We start from the raw sequence: 17,801 nt of genomic DNA on the forward strand, positions 1-17,801 counted from the left end.
CCTTCCGGAGGGGCGGGGTTGCGTCGTTCCCGGGCCTGCGGCCTCAGCGGGCCAGGTAGCCGCCGTCCACCGGAAGGACCACCCCCGTCACGAAAGACGCCGCGTCCGAGGCGAGGAAGGCGATGACCCGGGCCACCTCCTCCGGCTCGCCGAGCCGGCCCATCGGGTGTGCCCCCGTGACCTCCGCCAGGTACTCCGGCCCGCCCGGCTCGTCCTGCAGCGCGATCACCCGCTCCGTTCGGATCGTTCCGGGAGCCACCGCGTTGACGCGGATCCCGTGCGCCGCCCACTCGACCGCGAGGTGCTTGGTCAGCCCCGACGCGACGAACTTCGCCGGTCCGTACGCCGCCTGGCGGGCCTGCCCCGCCACACCCGAGATCGAGGACACGCAGACCAGCGCCCCGCCCGGCCGCGGCTGCGCGGTCATCGCCTCGATGGCGTACTTGCAGGTCAGGAACATCCCGCGACCGTCGACCGCCATGACGTGGTCCCAGTCCCGCGCGGTGGTCTCGCGTACATCCGAAAGAGGGAGCACCCCGGCGTTGGCCACGGCGACGTCGAGGCGCCCGTAGGCCTGCACCGCGGCGGCGACCATCGCCCGGTTGTCGTCCGGATCGGAGACGTCACCGACCACCACGGTGATCGGGCGGCCCTCGGCGGCCAGATCCGTACGCAGCGCCTCGACCCCGGGGCCGTTGATATCGGCCGCGGTCACCCGGGCTCCGGAGCGGGCGAGCAACACGGCGGTGGCGCGGCCGATCCCGCTCGCGGCCCCGGTCACCAGACACGACTTCTCCTTCATGCGGCAGACCCTAAGCGGAACCGGGGATGCAGATCGGCCAAGTCCCGCGCGCGGGACATGTTGTCTTGTCGCACGACTGACGCATCCTCACCGATGTGGCTAACATCACGCCAACCCGGCGATGCTGCCGGACGACCACGGAGGTGCGACGTGCTGCCAGTTCGGGGTGGGGACGGCCGGAAGCTGACGGTCTGGGGCATCCGTACCACCTGGAGCACCGTGGGTGACGGGGAGTTCTTCTGCCCGGACTGCGGTGGGGACCGCAACTACCGCAGGCGCACCGGCCGCCGCCGGTTCACCGTCCTCGGGGTGCCGCTGCTGCCGCGCGGGCAGGCGGGGCCCGTCGTCGAGTGCCAGGGCTGCCGGGAGCGCTTCGGCACCGACGTACTGGACCACCTCACCACCACCCGGTTCACGGCCCTCCTGCGGGACGCCGTGCACACCGTCGCCCTGGCGGTGCTCACTGCGGGCGGGACGGCCTCGCGCAGCGCGCTGGAGGCCGCCGTGTGCGCCGTACGGGCCGCCGGCTTCCAGGAGTGCACCGAGGAGCAGCTGGAGTCGCTCGTGGAGGCGCTGTCCACGGACGAGGGCCGGCTCGGGCTGTACGACATCCCGGAGTGCTGCGGGGCCGCGCTGTCGATAGAGCTCCACGAGGCGCTGGAGCCGCTCGCCCCGCACCTGGCCGGTCCGGGCCGCGAGTCGATCCTGCTGCAGGGTGCCCGGATCGCCCTCGCGGACGGCCCGTACATCCCGGCCGAGCGCGAGGTGCTGGCCACCGTCGGATCGGCGCTGCGGATCGGCGTGGACGAGGTGGCGCGGCTGCTGTCGGCGGTGCGCGCGCCCTGAGCGGAGCCGCAGCCGTTCCGGAACCGGCCGGAACACCGTGGTCCGACGTAACGATCCGGCCTCGCGTGGGGCCAAAATCTCGCCTGGTGAACACCTTGTGAACAGCCGAGCCGATGGCTCCGGGCCCGTTCAGGCTGCCTCCGAGGCCGCCGGAACGGGCCTGTTCGTTTTGCGTCACCAAACGGTCGCGAAGTGCGTCATGGCAGGTCGCGGCATGTAGCGGTCGGTGCGCTTCGCACTCGCACGGCCGGAACGGCCTGCTGCGGAAGGCCCGTCCCATACGCCTGCGCCGGTTCCGCCACCACTGGAGAAATCTACAGATCTGAAGCCTGGGATGGTCAACAGTTTGTAGAAGTCGACGATATCTGTGAGGCCTCCCACAGGCGTTCAATTCCGGTCACACGCCGAGAAGCCGCCGCCCCGCACAGCGGGACTTCGACCCACGTGAACGTACTGAAAACCCTGGCGAACCAACGGGTTAACGACCCACTTCGCCCAGGGATAACCAGATCTCCTCTCACTTACCTACCTTGAAGGGCAAGGCTGAGATGGCACGTGTCGCCGCCCGGCTTTCCACCGACGGAAAGCAGAGCACGCACCCGGTCGACGAGGTGCTCCCCGTCCCCAAGCTCGCGCTGTACGGCTTCCAGCACGTACTCGCCTTCTACGCCGGCGCGGTGATCGTCCCGATCATCGTGGGCAGCGCGCTCAAGCTGAGCCCTGAACAGCTGGTCTACCTGATCAACGCGGACCTCTTCACCTGCGGTATCGCGTCGATCATCCAGGCCTGGGGCATCGGCCGGATCGGCGCGCGACTGCCGTTGATCCAGGGCGTGACCTTCACCGCCGTGTCCCCGATGATCGCCATCGGCCTCGGCGCGGGCGGTGGAACGGCCGCCCTGCTGGTCATCTACGGCGCGGTCATCACCGCCGGTATCGCCACCTTCGCCTTCGCCTGGCTGCCGGCCAAGGCGTTCCGGGCGGTGATGCGGCTCTTCCCGCCGGTCGTCACCGGCACGGTGATCACCGTGCTCGGCATCGTCCTGATCCCGGTCGGCCTCAACGACGCGGCCGGCGGCCTCGGCAGCCCCGACTTCGGCGAGCCGAAGAACTTCGCCTACGCCGGCGGCACGATGCTCTTCATCCTGATCCTGATGAAGCTCGGCAGGCCGTTCCTCTCCAGCATCGCGATCCTCCTCGGCCTGGTCGTCGGCACCGGCGTCGCCTTCCTCCTCGGCGACGCGCAGTTCGCCGACGTGGGCAAGTCCGACTGGATCGGCGTCACCACCCCCTTCTACTTCGGCGTCCCGAAGTTCGAGTGGTTCCCGATCGTCCTGATGCTCATCGTCATGCTGATCACCATGGTCGAGACGACCGGTGACACGTACGCCGTCGGCGACATCGTCGGCAAGGAGGTCGACAGCGAGACCGTGGCCCGCGCCCTGCGTGCCGACGGCGCCGCCACCGCCCTCGGCGGCGTCCTCAACTCCTTCCCGTACGTCGCCTTCGCGGAGAATGTCGGCCTGGTGCGGATGACAAAGGTGAAGAGCCGGTTCGTGGTCGTCGCCGCAGGCGTCTTCATGATCATCCTGGGTCTGCTGCCCAAGGCCGCGGCGATCGTCGCCGCCGTCCCGCACGGAGTCCTCGGCGGCGCCGCGACCGTCATGTTCGCCATGGTCGCCCTGGCCGGTATCCAGACCCTGGGCAAGGTGGACCTGAAGGAGGAGAAGAACGCGCTGATCGTCGGCGTCTCCCTCGCCTTCGCCCTGCTCCCGGCGACCGTCCCGGTCTTCTTCACCAAGCACATGGACGCGGACCTGTCCTCGCTGCTCAACAGCGGTGTCACGCTGGGTGCCACGGCCGCCATCGTGCTCAACCTCATCCTCAACGGCCCGGCGAAGGACAACGCCCACGACACCCCCGCGGCCGGAACCCCGGCGGACGCCCCGGCCGCCGCCCCGGCCGAGGACGCCAAGGTCCCCGCGGCGGTGCCGGCCCAGGCTGCCGCCCCCGCCCCCGCAGCCGAGAAGGCGGACGGCGCCGGCCCCTCGCCGTCCCCGTCCGCTCCCTGACCTCCCAAGGGGTGCCGACCCCTCGTCCGGGCCGACGTCCGGACGAGGGGTTATCACCGCGCATACCATGATCGTCTGTGCATATGATCACGAGCCCCTCACGGGGCAATCGATGACCATTGATCGGACAACTCATATGCACATCAGCGCGATCAAGCGCCTCGCAGCGGCCTCGGCGCTCGCCGTGACCGCCTCGCTCCTGGGGGCGTCCCAGGCCACCGCCGCGGACCCGGCCCCGGTGACGCCCAAGGCCGTCTTCAACGACCCGGTGGCCGCCCCGACCGCGATACGCGACGAACTCATCAGGCTCATCCGGAATACGGAGAAGAACGGCCTGATCCGCGGGTCGATCTTCCTCTTCACCGATCACGACGTGGCTGCCGCGCTGGAGAAGGCCTCCAGGGAGAACAACGTCAAGGTCCAGATCCTCTTCGACAACCGCGCCGAGGCCGACCAGGTCCTGAAGAACGGCGTCCTGGAGAACACCGGCAGCGAGTACTCGTGGCTGCGCGGCAAGTTCGCCCAGAAGGTGGAGGAAGGGCAGGCGGTGGACGCCGACGCCGTCGGCTCCTTCGCCTACGCCTGCCCGGAGAAGCGCGGCTGCATCGGCAACCGCGTGATGGAGCAGGCCGACGGCGACGTCGAGTACGCCATCAACCACAACAAGTACTTCACCTTCTCGAAGGTCGGCGCCACCGAGAAGGTCGTCTTCCAGGCCTCGGCCAACCTCACGGCCAGCCACCTCAACCGCATGTACAACAACGCGGTGGTCGTTCCCGACGCGACGCTCTACGACGGCTACAGCGCCTACTGGAAGGACCAGCTCAAGGAGGGCACCACCGGAACCGGTGCGCCCGACTACTACAGGACCGCGTCCGCCGGGATCTACAAGGCCTACTTCTTCCCGCGCATCGAGTCGGACCGCAGCATCGACCCGAAGTCGGCCGTGGACCCGCGCAAGGACCCGTCCACCGACACGATCGTCAACGTGCTGGAGAAGGTGGACTGCACCGTCGCCCCGGCCAGGATCCGGATCGGGATGTACGCCTTCACCCGCACCCAGGTCGCCGACCGGCTCCGCACCATGTCGAACGAGGGCTGCGACGTGCGGATGGTCCTCAACGGCGACTCGGGCAGCGTGGGCAACGGCGTGCGCGACATCCTCGCCACGGCTCCGAAGATCAAGGTGAACGTGTGCGAGGGGGTCGACGGCAGCAAGACCACCCTGGGCATCCACTCCAAGTACATGATGATCGACGGCGCGTACCTGGGGGAGCGGAGCCAGTGGGTCTTCACCGGTAGCCACAACTACACCTACCCGAACCTCCGCTCGCAGGACGAGACCCTGCTGAAGATCCAGAACCCGGAGATCTACGAGGGCTTCCGGAAGAACTTCGACGAGACCCTGCTGCGCAGCGCCGCCTGCCAGCGGCCGCTCGCGGTCCCCTTCCAGTAGGACCCGCCCGTCGGGCGGTGGCCGGCGCCCGTTGTCCCGCATCCGGTGCGGGACAATGGGCGCATGAGTCTGTTCCGCGACGACGGCATCGTGCTGCGCACCCAGAAGCTCGGTGAGGCGGACCGCATCATCACGCTGCTGACCAGGGGCCACGGAAGGGTGCGGGCCGTCGCCCGCGGGGTCCGGCGCACGAAGTCCAAGTTCGGCGCCCGGCTGGAACCTTTCTCCCATGCCGACGTGCAGTTCTTCGCCCGCGGCAGCGAACTGGTCGGCCGCAGCCTCCCGCTCTGCACCCAGACCGAGATCATCGCCCCGTACGGCAACGGCATCGTCACCGACTACGCCCGCTACACCGCCGGCACCGCCATGCTGGAGACCGCCGAGCGGTTCACCGAGAACGAGGGCGAGCCCTCCGTGCAGCAGTACCTGCTGCTCGTCGGAGCCCTGCGCACCCTCTCGCGCGCAGAACACGAGCCGCACCTCATCCTGGACGCCTTCCTGCTGCGTTCCCTCGCCGTCAACGGCTACGCGCCCAGCTTCGAGGACTGCGCGAAGTGCGGCATCCACGGACCCAACCGGCACTTCTCCGTCGCCGCGGGCGGGGTCATATGCGGGGACTGCCGGGTGCCCGGCAGCGTCGTACCCTCGTCGGAGGCCATCGCCCTGCTCAGCGCACTGCTGACGGGCGACTGGGGGCATGCCGACGCGTGTGAGGCGCGTCACGTGCGGGAGGGCAGCGGGCTGGTCTCCGCCTATTTGCACTGGCATCTGGAGCGCGGGCTACGCTCCTTGCGATACGTCGAGAAATAGGAGCTGGGCACATGGCACGACGCGGGATTCTGGGACGCTCTCGCCGGGAGTACAAGGTTCCCGAGCCGCACCCCTCCGGTGCGGTCCCGCCGAAGATCCCCGGCGAGCTGGTCCCGAACCACGTCGCCGTCGTCATGGACGGCAACGGCCGCTGGGCCAAGGAGCGCGGCCTGCCGCGCACCGAGGGGCACAAGGTCGGCGAGGGCGTCGTCCTCGACGTGCTGAAGGGCTGCCTGGAGATGGGCGTCAAGAACCTCTCCCTGTACGCCTTCTCGACGGAGAACTGGAAGCGCTCGCCCGACGAGGTCCGCTTCCTGATGAACTTCAACCGCGACGTCATCCGGCGCCGCCGCGACGAGATGAACGAGCTCGGCATCCGCATCCGCTGGGTCGGCCGGATGCCGAAGATGTGGAAGTCGGTCGTCCAGGAGCTCCAGGTCGCGCAGGAGCAGACCGTCGACAACGACGCCATGACCCTGTATTTCTGCGTCAACTACGGCGGCCGCGCGGAGATCGCCGACGCGGCACAGGCCATCGCCCGGGACGTGGCTGCGGGCAAGCTCGACCCCTCGAAGGTCAACGAGAAGACCTTCGCCAAGTACATCTACTACCCCGACATGCCGGACGTGGACCTGTTCCTGCGACCGAGCGGCGAGCAGCGCACCTCCAACTACCTGCTCTGGCAGAGCGCGTACGCCGAGATGGTCTTCCAGGACGTGCTGTGGCCGGACTTCGACCGCCGCAACCTGTGGGCGGCGTGCCTGGAGTACGCCCAGCGCGACCGCCGCTTCGGCGGCGCGGTCCCCAACCAGCCGGACGCCACCGCCTGACGGGGGCGCGTGACCGCCGGATTCCACCCCGCCGGTAGGGTCCGCTGTCATGAACACGGATGGGGATCATGCACAGCGGACCGCGCAGGCCGCCTTCGTCTACGAGCTGACGCTCGCCGACCTTCAGGGCGTCGTCCGGGTGCGTGCCCGGCGGACGGGAGCCGGGCGTGTGGAGACGCTCCTGGTTCCCCTGGCGACCATTGCTCCCGTGGTGGTGTTCTCGCTGTTCCGCGGGCTGCTGCCGGTCGCCGTCGTGACCGGCGCGGTGCTGGGGCTCGGTGCCGGAGTCCTCGGAGTCGTACGGAGCCGGCGCGGCATGGCGCGTCGGCTTCACGCGGTGTGGGCTGCGTACGGGCAGTGCCGAACGGTGGTCGACGACCGGGGCGCCGCGACGACGGGCGAGACCATGTCGTACACGGCCGACTGGAAGCTCTTCACGCACTACGCCGAGACGCCGGACCTCTTCGTCCTGGTCGGGGGCCCGCGTGCGAGCTGCCTCGCGGCGGTGCCGAAGCGGGGAGCCGAGAAGCCCGCCGACGTCGACCGACTGCGGGCGATCCTGGACGCGCACCTGAGGCGGCTCTAGACACCCCTGGGCCCGGCTCCGGCCGGGCCGGTCAGCCCGCGGAGGCGCAGTCGGCGCAGGTGCCGAAGATCTCCACCGTGTGGGCGACGTTCACGTAGCCGTGCTCGGCGGCGATGGACTCCGCCCACTTCTCCACGGCCGGGCCCTCCACCTCGACGGCCCTGCCGCACTTTCGGCACACCAGGTGGTGGTGGTGATCGCCGGTGGAGCAGCGGCGGTAGACGGACTCGCCGTCGCTGGTGCGCAGGACGTCGACCTCGCCCGCGTCCGCCAGGGACTGCAGGGTGCGGTAGACGGTGGTCAGGCCCACGGAGTCACCGCGGTGCTTGAGCATGTCGTGGAGTTCCTGGGCGCTGCGGAACTCGTCCACCTCGTCCAGCGCGGCCGCCACCGCGGCCCGCTGGCGGGTGGATCGTCCTCGTACTGGCGCGGTATTCATCTCGCCAGGCGCAGTCGCCACCGGTTCCTCCTCGTATAGGGCCTGCCGCCATTGTGCCAGCCCTTCAAGGCTCCTAGACCTTCACGTCGTCGCGCGTGCAGACCTCTTCGGCCGTCTGTGCGGCCTTGGCCCGGCGGCGGGCCAGGGGGGCGGAGAGGGCGGTCAGCACCATGAAGACGCCGATCGCGAGCAGCACGATCGTCGCGCCCGAGGGCACGTTGATGTAGTAGGTGGCAGCGGTGCCGGTCAGGGAGACGGTCACGCTGATCGCCATGGCCAGACCCAGCGTGGTGGCGAAGCTGCGGGTGAGCCGCTGGGCGGCGGCGACCGGGATCACCAGCATCGCGCTGACCAGCAGCAGGCCGACGATGCGCATGGCGACGGTGACGGTGACCGCGGCGGTGACCGCGATCAGCAGGTTCAGGGCGCGTACGGGCAGGCCGGTGACCCGGGCGAACTCCTCGTCCTGGCAGACGGCGAAGAGCTGCCGGCGCAGGCCGATCGCGACGGCGAGGACGAAGGCGGCGAGGATCGCCATCGCGGTGACGTCCTCGGCGGCGACCGTGGTGATCGAGCCGAACATCGAGCCCAGGAGGCTGGCGGTCTGGCCGCCGCCGAGGTTGATGATCATGACGCCGCCGGCGAGGCCGCCGTAGAAGAGCATGGCGAGGGCGACGTCCCCGCTGGTCCTGCCGCGGGCGCGGATCAGTTCCATGCCGACGGCGCCGACGACGGCGACCAGGGTCGCCATCCAGACCGGGCTGGACTGCAGCACGAAGCCGAGGGCGACACCGGTCATGGCGACGTGGCCGAGGCCGTCACCCATGAGCGCCTGGCGGCGCTGGACGAGGTACGTGCCGATGGCGGGGGCCGTGACGCCGACCAGGGCGGCCGCGATCAGCGCGCGCTGCATGAAGGCGTAGTCGAGGATGTCCATCAGCTCAGCAGTCCCGTCCGCAGGGGCTCGGCGTCGTGCGCCGCGTGGGGGTGTACGTGGTCGTGGCCGGGCAGGGCGTGCTGGCCCACGGCCTCCGGGGGCGGGCCGTCGTGGACGACGCAGCCGTCGCGCAGGACGACGGCGCGGTCGATCAGGGGCTCCAGCGGGCCCAGCTCGTGCAGGACGAGCAGGACGGCCGAGCCGGCTTCGACCTGCGTGCGCAGGGCGCTCGCCAGGACCTCCTGGTTGGCGAGGTCCACACCCGCCATCGGCTCGTCCATGATCAGCAGTTCGGGTTCGACGGCGAGCGCCCGGGCTATGAGGACGCGCTGGTGCTGGCCGCCGGAGAGGGCGTCCACCGAGACGTCGGCGTGCGCGTCCATGCCGACGAGTGCCAGGGCGTGCTCGATGGCGGCCTTGTCGGCCTTGCGCAGGAGGCCGAAGCGGGAGCGCGCGAGGCGGCCGGAGGAGACGACCTCGCGGACGGTGGCCGGGACGCCGCCGGCGGCGGTGGTGCGCTGCGGGACGTACCCGATGCGCGACCAGTCGCGGAAGCGCTTGAAGTCGGTGCCGAAGAGGCTGAGGGAACCGTCGGTCAGCGGGACCTGCCCGACCACGGCGCGGACGGCCGTGGACTTGCCGGAGCCGTTGGCCCCGAGCAGGGCGACGACCTCACCGCGGTGGACGGTGAGGTCGATTCCGCGCAGCACGGGGCGCGAGCCGAGCGAGGCCTTGGCCCCGCGCAGGGATATGACGGGCCGGTCGTCGGCCGGCCGGGGCGTGGACTGCATGGCGCGCGCCTCCGTTGCTGCTGTCATCACTTGGCTCCGAGTGCCTTCTGGAGGTTCTTCAGGTTGGACCGCATGACCTCGAAGTAGTCGGTGCCCTGGGACTTGTCGGTGATGCCCTCAAGGGGGTCGAGGACGTCGGTCTTCAGGCCGGTGTCGGTCGCGAGGGTCTTCGCCGTCTTGTCGCTGGCCAGCGTCTCGAAGAACACGGTGGTGACATTGTCCTTCTTCGCGACGGCCTGAAGATCCTTCATCCGGGCCGGGCTGGGCTCGGACTCGGGGTCGACGCCGGCGATGCCCTCCTGGTCGAGGCCGTAGCGCCCGGCGAGGTGACCGAAGGCGGAGTGGGTGGTGATGAAGGTCCGGGAGGCCGTGTTCTTCAGGCCGTCCTTGAACTCGGTGTCCAACGCGGCCAGTTTGCCGACCAGTTCGTCGGTGTTCTTCCGGTAGTCCGCGGCGTGGCCGGGGTCGGCCTTCTCCAGGGCCGAGCCCACGCCCTTGGCGATCTCCGCGTACTTCACGGGGTCGAGCCAGACGTGGGGGTCGGTGCCGTTCCCGCCGTGGTCGTGGCCCTCGTGCTCCCCGGCGTGCTCACCGGTCTGTTCTCCGGCGTGCTCCCCGGTGTGCTCGTCGCCCTCCTGGTGCGCGTGGCCCTCCTCGCCGTGGCCCGGCCCGGCGCCGTGGGCCTCCGCCGAGGTGAGGGTGGCGGCGTCGACGATGTTCTTCACGCCGGACTGGGCGACGGCCTTGTCGACGGCGGGCTGCAGGCTCTTGAGGTAGAGGATCACGTCGGCCTCGCCGAGCTGCGCGGTCTGCTTGGGCGTGATCTCCAGGTCGTGCGGTTCGACGCCCGGCTTGGTCAGAGCGTCGACCTTCACGTGCTCCTTGCCGATCTGCTCGGCGAGGAACTGCAGCGGGTAGAACGACGCCGTCACGCCGAGCTTGCCGTCCTCGCCGCCGGTGGCGCCCGCTCCGGAGCAGGCGGTCAGGGCCGTGGCGCCGAGGGCGACGGCACCGGCGAGGGCGGCGGTGGGTATGAGGCGTCGTACGTTCATGACATCCATTTTCATCAAAAATGGAAACGGTTGTCAAAAACCCAGGTGGAGGAGCCGGGGTGGGCGGGCGCGGAAGGGGAACCGATTTGAAAGGGGGGGTGCGGGCGCCGGTAACCTAAGGACTTCGCCGTTCGTCCTCGTAATGAAGAGAGCACCGTGGCCGCCGACAAGATCGACACCATCGTCAGCCTGAGCAAGCGCCGTGGCTTCGTTTTCCCGTGCAGTGAGATCTACGGCGGCTCCAAGGCCGCCTGGGATTACGGTCCGCTGGGTGTCGAGCTCAAGGAGAACATCAAGCGCCAGTGGTGGAAGGCCATGGTCACCGGGCGTGAGGACGTCGTCGGGCTCGACTCGTCCGTGATCCTGGCTCCCGAGGTCTGGGTGGCCTCCGGCCACGTCGCCACGTTCTCGGACCCGCTGACCGAGTGCACCTCCTGCCACAAGCGCCACCGCGCCGACCACCTGGAAGAGGCGTACGAGGCCAAGCACGGCCGCGTGCCCGCCAATGGTCTGGCCGACATCAACTGCCCCAACTGCGGTGTGAAGGGCCAGTTCACCGAGCCGAAGCAGTTCTCCGGCATGCTGGAGACCCACCTCGGCCCGACCCAGGACACCGGCTCCAAGGCGTACCTGCGCCCCGAGACCGCCCAGGGCATCTTCACGCAGTTCGCCCAGGTCCAGGTGACCTCGCGCAAGAAGCCGCCCTTCGGTATCGCGCAGATGGGCAAGTCCTTCCGCAACGAGATCACGCCGGGCAACTTCATCTTCCGCACCCGCGAGTTCGAGCAGATGGAGATGGAGTTCTTCGTCAAGCCCGGCGAGGACGAGCAGTGGCAGGAGTACTGGATGCAGGAGCGGTGGAACTGGTACCGCGACCTCGGCATCCGCGAGGAGAACATCCGCTGGTACGAGCACCCGAAGGAGAAGCTGTCCCACTACTCGAAGCGCACCGCCGACATCGAGTACCGCTTCAACTTCGGTGGCAGTGAGTTCTCCGAGCTCGAGGGCGTCGCCAACCGCACCGACTACGACCTCAAGGCGCACTCCGCGGCCTCCGGCCAGGACCTCTCCTTCTTCGACCAGGAGGCCGGCGAGCGCTACACCCCGTTCGTCATCGAGCCGGCGGCCGGTGTGAACCGCGCCATGCTCGCCTTCATGCTCGACGCGTACAACGAGGACGAGGCCCCCAACGCCAAGGGCGTCATGGAGAAGCGCACCGTGATGCGCCTCGACCCGCGCCTTGCCCCGATCAAGGTCGCCGTCCTGCCGCTGTCCCGCAACGCGCAGCTGTCGCCGAAGGCCAAGGGCCTCGCCGCCGACCTGCGCAAGAACTGGAACATCGAGTTCGACGACGCGGGTGCCATCGGCCGCCGCTACCGCCGCCAGGACGAGATCGGTACGCCGTTCTGCGTCACCGTCGACTTCGACACCCTGGACGACAACGCGGTGACCGTGCGCGAGCGCGACACCATGAAGCAGGAGCGCGTCTCCCTGGACCAGATCCAGGGCTACCTCGGCAGCCGCCTGCTCGGCTGCTGACGACCGTCGCACGAACGACCCGGTGGCCCGGTGCGCACACTGCGCACCGGGCCACCGGCCGTTCTCCCGGCTCCGGCGCATGTCAGGCGCGCAGGCCCCGGATCACCAGTGCCGTGACCGCCTCGAACTCCGCGGCGATGGTGGGGGAGAACCACTCCGCCGCGTACTGCGGGTCGTGGAAGCGGCCGGTGGCGTCGAAGACCGCGCGGGCCGCAGCCGGCACGTCCCGGGCCGCGAGTGAACCGTCGGCGACTCCCTGGGCGATGATCCGCGCCAATTGGTCGATCAGCTCCGTCAGATGCTGCTCGACCGTCCCGCTGTTCTCGGCGAGGAGCACCGTGTACGTGGCGAACAGCTCGGGATCGTCGCCGGCCTTGTGGCGCTTGGCCTCGAACAGCGCCTCCAGCCAGGCCTCCAGCTTGCCGGGCGCGCTCTCGGCGGGGGCCGAGGTGATCTGCTCCAGCATCACGACGCTCTTGGCGAGCCAGCGGTCCGTGACCGCCTCGCGCAGCGCGGCCTTCGAGGGGAAGTGCCGGTAGACGCTGCCGTGGCTGACGCCCAGGGCGCGCGCCACGTCCACGACGGTCGCCTTGGTGGGGCCGAAGCGGCGCAGCACCTCCTCGGTGGTCTCGAGGATGCGCTCGGGGGTCAGGGGCTCGGCGGCAGCGGGTGGCATGGGTACGACCGTACCGCCCGCTCAGTGCTCGCTGTCGAGGTGGGCCATCTGCGCCGCGGGATACCGGTCGCCCGCCGCCGCGCCGGCGGGCACGGCCGCCGCGATGGCGGCCAGGTCCGCCGGGCCGAGGTCTATGCGCAGCGCACCCAGTGCCTCGGTGAGGCGGTCCCGACGCCGGGCGCCCACCAGCGGCACTATGTCCTCGCCGCGCGAGAGCACCCAGGCGATGGCGGTCTGGGCGACGCTCACGCCCTTGTCGTCGGCGACCTTGCGCAGGGCGTCGACCAGATCCAGGTTGCGCTGGAGGTTGTCGCCCTGGAAGCGGGGGCTCATCCCGCGGAAGTCGTCCGGTGCAAGCGCCCGGTCACGGGTGAAGTGGCCGCTGATCAGACCGCGGGACAGCACCCCGTACGCCGTGACGCCGATGCCGAGCTCCCGCGCGGTCGGCAGGATCTCGTCCTCGATCCCGCGCGAGATCAGCGAATACTCGATCTGGAGGTCGGAGATCGGGGCCACGGCGGCGGCCCGGCGCAGGGTGTCGGCGCCGACCTCGGAGAGGCCGATGTGGCGCACGTGCCCGGCCTCGACCGCTTCGGCGATGGCCCCGACGGTCTCCTCGATCGGCACGTCCGGGTCCACCCGGGCGATCCGGTAGACGTCGATGTGGTCCCGGCCGAGCCGCTGGAGCGAGTAGGCCAGGAAGTTCCTGACGGCCGCGGGCCGGCCGTCATAGCCGGTGAAGCCTCCCTCGACCGTGCGCAGCGCGCCGAACTTCACGCTGGTCAGTGCCCGGTCGCGGGCCGCCGCGGGTGCCGTGCGCAGGGCTTCGTGGATCAGCAGTTCGTTGTGGCCCATGCCGTAGAAGTCGCCGGTGTCGAGCAGTCCCTTCGCCCCCTCGGGGACCGCGTCCAGATACGCGTGGATGGTCGCGATGGACTCGGAACGGTCGGCCGCCCCGTAGAGGGCGGACATCCCCATGCAGCCCAGCCCGACCGGGAAGACGGCGGGGCCGGTGCTCCCGAGGCGCCGGCGGGCGGTCGTGGTCGGGGCGGCGGCCGTGGTGGTGGCCATGGTGCCGGTGGTCGCGTCGAAGCTCTCGTTCGTGGTCATGGAACGAGAATGGCATGACGGGTGACAGATTTCAATATCTGTCACCCGTCGGTGTCATGCGAGGGCCCGCAGTGTCAGCGCCGCCGCCGCGACCAGCGTGAGGGCGGCTGCCGGCGCCAGCTCGTAGTCCTTGACCCGCAGGTGACTGATGACGGCGCCGGCGAAGTAGAGGGTCACGCCGACCGCCGCGGCCACCCCGAGCGGAGTGATCCAGAGGCCCGCGACCAGGCCGATCGCGCCCGCGGCCTTGAGGGTGGCCAGTCGTGGCAGCCAGGAGTCGGGGACCTGGACCTTTCGCATGCTCGCGACGATCTGGTCGTTGCGCTGGAGGGTGAAGGTGGCGGAGGCGGCCAGGACGAGGGCGAGCAGGCCGCCGACGACGGCGTAGGCGATGAACATGAAGCGCTCCAACGATTGGTGATGTCGGATCATTGAATAGCATCAACGATATCTCCATTGCAATCATTTCTTGCTTGCTACGATGTGGACCATGACGGCAGACCAGGACGGATCGCACCCCCCGCAGCGGCTGGGCCTGCTGCTGGCCTGGCACGGAGCCGTCACCCAGACCCGCATGAAGCGCGCCCTCGGTGCGGCCGGGCTCACCCCGCGGCACGCGATGACGCTGATGCACCTGGAGGGCGGCCCCATCAGCCAGCGGGCGCTCGCCGACCGGCTGGAGGTGGACCCGAGCGTCCTCGTCGGGGTCCTGAACGACCTGGAGGGCGAAGGCCTCGCCGAACGCCGCCGCGACCCCGCCGACCGCCGCCGGCACAACGTGGCCATCACCCCTGCCGGTGCAGCCGCCCTGACGAAGACGAACACCGCCCTCGACGAGGTCGAGGACGGCATGTTCGCCGGCCTGTCAGCCCCGGAACGCGGCCAGCTGCGCGCTCTCCTCGACCGGGTCAACGCCTCGGCCGAGGACTTCGCCTGCGACGAGTGACCCGCGCCGTGACCGGCAGGACCCGAAGGGGCGCGCCAGAGGGCGCGTCCGCGACGTAGCGCCGCCCGCCCGGTGCCCCGCACGGCGGAGGGCGCCCGTGTGGGGCACCGGGCGGGCGCACCCCGGCACCCCGGCACCCCGGCAACGCGGCGAGGCGTGGGCCGCGGGCGGGCGGGACCTTGCGGACACGTCCCGGCCGTACCCCGGCCGCACCTCGACACGCCCCCGGCCGCACTCCGGCGGATCAGGGCCGGGCAGTGCCTAGCCGCGCGGGGAGCCCACGGGTGCCGTGGGGCCTGTCGACTCCTCCAGCCTGCGGGCCGTGCGCTCCGCCGTCCCGCGGGCCCAGGTGCCGCTCGTCGCCGCGCCCACGACCAGGACGAGCAGCCCGCACAGCGTGATGATCCACCAGGCCGGCTGGGCCGCCCCGGAGAAGTCGGCGCCGCCGGCCAGCCCCGCCGCCAGCACCGAGCCGATGACCGCGACGCCCAGCGTGCCGCCCGTCTGCCGGCTGGTGGAGGCGATGGCCGCCGCGACACCCGCCTGGGAGCGCGGCATCCCCGAGACCGCCGTGTTGGTGATCGGCGCGTTCACCATGCCGAAGCCGAGCCCGAACAGCACGTACCCCGTGAAGAGCAGCGGGTTGGAGGTCTCCGCCTCGAACAGGGCGAACAGCAGCCCGCTCGTCGCCATCGCCACCCCCGCGATCAGCAGGCAGATCCGCGGCCCCCGGCTGCCCACCAGCCGCCCCGCCAGCGGCGCGAACAGCACGGTCAGGCCGGCCATCGGCAGCATGTACAGACCGGCGTGCAGGGCGCTGAGCCCCCGTACGTCCTGCAGGTAGAGCGTGTTCAGGAAGAGGAAGCCGGCCAGCCCGGCGAAGGCGCTGATCGCGATCACCGTCGAGCCGCTGAACGGCGCACTGCGGAAGAACCGGAGGTCGATCAGCGGCTCCGCGCGCCGGGGCTCATGGATCAGCAGCCCGACGAAGGAGGCGACGGCCACCACCGCGCACCCCATGATCAGCGGCGAGCGCCAGCCGGCGGCGGGCGCCTCGATGATCCCGTACGTCAGGCTGCCGAGCAGCGCGATGACCAGCACCTGGCCCAGTGGGTCCGGGCGGCGCGGGCGGGCCGCCCGGGACTCCGGGATGTGGCGCAGGGTCAGTGCGAGCGCCGCCAGGCCGATCGGCACGTTGATCAGGAAGATCGAGCGCCAGCCCACCGAATCCACGAGCACCCCGCCGATCAGCGGGCCCGCCGCCATGGAGATACCGCCGACCGCGCCCCACACGCCGATGGCCCGGGCCCGTTCGGCCGGGTCCGTGTAGGTGTTGGTGATGATCGACATCGCGACCGGGTTGAGCATGGCGCCGCCGACCGCCTGCACCATCCGGAAGACGATGAGCCAGCCGAGGCTCGGCGCGAGCGAGCAGAGCAGGGAGCCCAGAGCGAAGGTCAGCAGACCGGCGACGAACACCTTGCGGCGGCCGATCCGGTCGGCCGTGGATCCCGCGAGCATCAGCAGCGAGGCCAGGACGAGCGTGTACGCGTCGATGGTCCACTGGAGGCCCGCGACCGAGGCGTCCAGCTCGCGGCGCATCGACGGGAGCGCGACGTTGAGCACGGTGTTGTCGAGGCTGACGATGAGCAGGCTCATGCAGCAGATCGCCAGGACGATCGTGCGCTGCCGGTGACTCGGCTCGATCATGCGCCGATGCTACGTCCGCCCGACCCCCTCGGCATGCGGGACAATGGGCGGATGACCACGCTCCCCCCGCCGCTCGTGATCGGCCCGCACACCGTGCAGCCCCCGGTGGTGCTCGCACCCATGGCCGGCATCACCAATGCCCCGTTCCGTACCCTCTGCCGGGAGTTCTCGGGCGGCAAGGGGCTGTTCGTGAGCGAGATGATCACGACCCGCGCCCTGGTCGAGCGCAACGAGAAGACCATGCAGCTGATCCACTTCGACGAGACCGAGAAGCCCCGGTCGATTCAGCTGTACGGGGTCGACCCGGTGACGGTGGGCAAGGCGGTCCGCATGATCGTCGAGGAGGACCGCGCCGACCACATCGACCTCAACTTCGGCTGCCCGGTGCCCAAGGTCACCCGGAAGGGTGGCGGCTCGGCGCTGCCCTACAAGCGCAACCTGCTGCGCGCCATCCTGCGCGAGGCCGTCGCCGGGGCCGGTGACCTGCCGGTGACCATGAAGATGCGCAAGGGCATCGACGACGACCACCTCACCTACCTCGACGCCGGCCGCATCGCCGTCGAGGAGGGCGTCACCGCGATCGCCCTGCACGGGCGGACCACGGCGCAGCACTACGGCGGCACCGCCGACTGGGACGCCATCGCGCGGCTCAAGGAGCACGTGCCGGAGATACCGGTCCTGGGCAACGGCGACATCTGGTGTGCCGAGGACGCGCTGCGCATGGTCCGCGAGACCGGCTGCGACGGCGTGGTCGTGGGCCGTGGCTGCCTGGGGCGCCCGTGGCTGTTCAACGACCTGGTGGCGGCCTTCGAGGGGCGGCCCGAGGACTTCCACCGGCCCGCGCTGCGCGAGGTCGCGCAGACGATGCACCGGCACGCCCAGCTGCTGGGAGAGTGGATCGGCGACGAGACGCGTGGCGTGATCGACTTCCGTAAGCACGTCGCCTGGTACCTGAAGGGCTTCTCGGTCGGGTCCGAGATGCGCAAGAAGCTCGCGGTCACCTCTTCCCTGGCCGAGTTGGACGCTCATCTGAGCGAGCTCGATCTGGATCAAGAGTGGCCGGAGAGTGCGGACGGCCCGCGCGGCCGGACGTCCGGAAACAACCGAGTTGTCCTGCCGGACGGCTGGCTGAAGGACCCGTACGACTGCGCAGGCGTGAGCGAGGACGCGGAACTGGACACCTCCGGAGGCTGACAAAT

The 17,801-nt window shown here is 70.3% G+C and carries 18 protein-coding genes; 9 read left to right on the forward strand and 9 right to left on the reverse strand.

What is annotated here, in order from left to right; translation table 11 throughout:
- Positions 1 to 43: 43 nt before the first annotated feature.
- Entirely contained in the window at positions 44 to 802 is a 759-nt protein-coding gene (locus AAT21_RS01960) for an SDR family NAD(P)-dependent oxidoreductase (RefSeq protein WP_046774956.1), read from the reverse strand.
- Positions 803 to 952: 150 nt separating this feature from the next.
- Here AAT21_RS01960 and AAT21_RS01965 point away from each other — a divergent pair, with 150 nt between their 5' ends.
- From AAT21_RS01965 to AAT21_RS34305, 6 genes are all read left to right on the forward strand, one after another.
- Complete coding sequence (locus AAT21_RS01965; RefSeq protein ID WP_046774957.1) at positions 953 to 1,648, forward strand: TerB family tellurite resistance protein; 696 nt, start codon at positions 953 to 955, stop codon at positions 1,646 to 1,648.
- Positions 1,649 to 2,196: 548 nt separating this feature from the next.
- Entirely contained in the window at positions 2,197 to 3,720 is a 1,524-nt protein-coding gene (locus AAT21_RS01970) for a nucleobase:cation symporter-2 family protein (RefSeq protein WP_046774958.1), read from the forward strand.
- A gap of 112 nt (positions 3,721 to 3,832) precedes the next feature.
- The gene (locus AAT21_RS01975) at positions 3,833 to 5,176 is read left to right on the forward strand and encodes a phospholipase D-like domain-containing protein (protein ID WP_167350553.1); all 1,344 of its coding nucleotides are present in this window, start codon (positions 3,833 to 3,835) and stop codon (positions 5,174 to 5,176) included.
- 63 nt (positions 5,177 to 5,239) lie between these two features.
- Positions 5,240 to 5,986, forward strand: a complete 747-nt coding sequence (gene recO, locus AAT21_RS01980) for a DNA repair protein RecO (RefSeq protein WP_046774960.1) — start codon at positions 5,240 to 5,242, stop codon at positions 5,984 to 5,986.
- A gap of 11 nt (positions 5,987 to 5,997) precedes the next feature.
- Entirely contained in the window at positions 5,998 to 6,816 is an 819-nt protein-coding gene (locus tag AAT21_RS01985) for an isoprenyl transferase (protein WP_030840962.1), read from the forward strand.
- Positions 6,817 to 6,865: 49 nt separating this feature from the next.
- A complete protein-coding gene (locus AAT21_RS34305; protein WP_052757615.1) occupies positions 6,866 to 7,402 on the forward strand; it encodes a YcxB family protein in 537 nt (178 codons plus the stop codon).
- 31 nt (positions 7,403 to 7,433) lie between these two features.
- Here the strand turns inward: AAT21_RS34305 and AAT21_RS01995 are convergent, their stop codons facing one another.
- The 4 genes from AAT21_RS01995 to AAT21_RS02010 are packed head-to-tail and all read right to left on the reverse strand — an operon-like array spanning position 7,434 to position 10,621.
- Entirely contained in the window at positions 7,434 to 7,862 is a 429-nt protein-coding gene (locus AAT21_RS01995; protein WP_079025387.1) for a Fur family transcriptional regulator, read from the reverse strand.
- A gap of 52 nt (positions 7,863 to 7,914) precedes the next feature.
- The gene (locus AAT21_RS02000) at positions 7,915 to 8,778 is read right to left on the reverse strand and encodes a metal ABC transporter permease (protein ID WP_046774962.1); all 864 of its coding nucleotides are present in this window, start codon (positions 8,776 to 8,778) and stop codon (positions 7,915 to 7,917) included.
- Positions 8,778 to 9,596 carry a metal ABC transporter ATP-binding protein gene (locus AAT21_RS02005; RefSeq protein ID WP_046774963.1) on the reverse strand — a complete coding sequence of 273 codons (819 nt, stop codon included), beginning with the start codon at positions 9,594 to 9,596 and terminating at the stop codon, positions 8,778 to 8,780. The genes AAT21_RS02000 and AAT21_RS02005 overlap by 1 nt, the downstream gene beginning before the upstream one ends.
- On the reverse strand, positions 9,596 to 10,621 hold the full coding sequence (locus tag AAT21_RS02010) for a metal ABC transporter substrate-binding protein (protein ID WP_046774964.1): 1,026 nt from the start codon (positions 10,619 to 10,621) through the stop codon (positions 9,596 to 9,598). Before AAT21_RS02010 ends, AAT21_RS02005 begins: the two co-directional genes overlap by 1 nt.
- 156 nt (positions 10,622 to 10,777) lie before the next feature.
- Here AAT21_RS02010 and AAT21_RS02015 point away from each other — a divergent pair, with 156 nt between their 5' ends.
- Complete coding sequence (locus AAT21_RS02015; protein ID WP_046774965.1) at positions 10,778 to 12,160, forward strand: glycine--tRNA ligase; 1,383 nt, start codon at positions 10,778 to 10,780, stop codon at positions 12,158 to 12,160.
- 82 nt (positions 12,161 to 12,242) lie between these two features.
- Here AAT21_RS02015 and AAT21_RS02020 read toward each other — a convergent pair whose 3' ends face one another.
- The 3 genes from AAT21_RS02020 to AAT21_RS02030 form a co-directional block, all read right to left on the reverse strand.
- A complete protein-coding gene (locus tag AAT21_RS02020) occupies positions 12,243 to 12,836 on the reverse strand; it encodes a TetR family transcriptional regulator (protein ID WP_046774966.1) in 594 nt (197 codons plus the stop codon).
- A gap of 21 nt (positions 12,837 to 12,857) precedes the next feature.
- On the reverse strand, positions 12,858 to 13,907 hold the full coding sequence (locus tag AAT21_RS02025) for an aldo/keto reductase (RefSeq protein ID WP_046775522.1): 1,050 nt from the start codon (positions 13,905 to 13,907) through the stop codon (positions 12,858 to 12,860).
- Between the two features lie 93 nt (positions 13,908 to 14,000).
- Entirely contained in the window at positions 14,001 to 14,345 is a 345-nt protein-coding gene (locus tag AAT21_RS02030) for a DoxX family protein (RefSeq protein WP_046775523.1), read from the reverse strand.
- Positions 14,346 to 14,436: 91 nt separating this feature from the next.
- On the opposite strand from AAT21_RS02030, the gene AAT21_RS02035 reads away from it, so the two are divergent.
- The gene (locus AAT21_RS02035; RefSeq protein WP_046775524.1) at positions 14,437 to 14,892 is read left to right on the forward strand and encodes a MarR family winged helix-turn-helix transcriptional regulator; all 456 of its coding nucleotides are present in this window, start codon (positions 14,437 to 14,439) and stop codon (positions 14,890 to 14,892) included.
- A gap of 261 nt (positions 14,893 to 15,153) precedes the next feature.
- Here AAT21_RS02035 and AAT21_RS02040 read toward each other — a convergent pair whose 3' ends face one another.
- A complete protein-coding gene (locus AAT21_RS02040; protein ID WP_046774967.1) occupies positions 15,154 to 16,602 on the reverse strand; it encodes an MFS transporter in 1,449 nt (482 codons plus the stop codon).
- A 51-nt stretch (positions 16,603 to 16,653) separates the two neighbouring features.
- Between AAT21_RS02040 and dusB the strand changes: the two genes are divergently transcribed.
- The gene (dusB, locus tag AAT21_RS02045) at positions 16,654 to 17,796 is read left to right on the forward strand and encodes a tRNA dihydrouridine synthase DusB (RefSeq protein ID WP_046774968.1); all 1,143 of its coding nucleotides are present in this window, start codon (positions 16,654 to 16,656) and stop codon (positions 17,794 to 17,796) included.
- The last annotated feature ends 5 nt before the right edge of the window (positions 17,797 to 17,801 follow it).

The organism is Streptomyces yangpuensis, assembly GCF_001005295.1.
Taxonomy (GTDB): Bacteria; Actinomycetota; Actinomycetes; order Streptomycetales; family Streptomycetaceae; genus Streptomyces; species Streptomyces yangpuensis.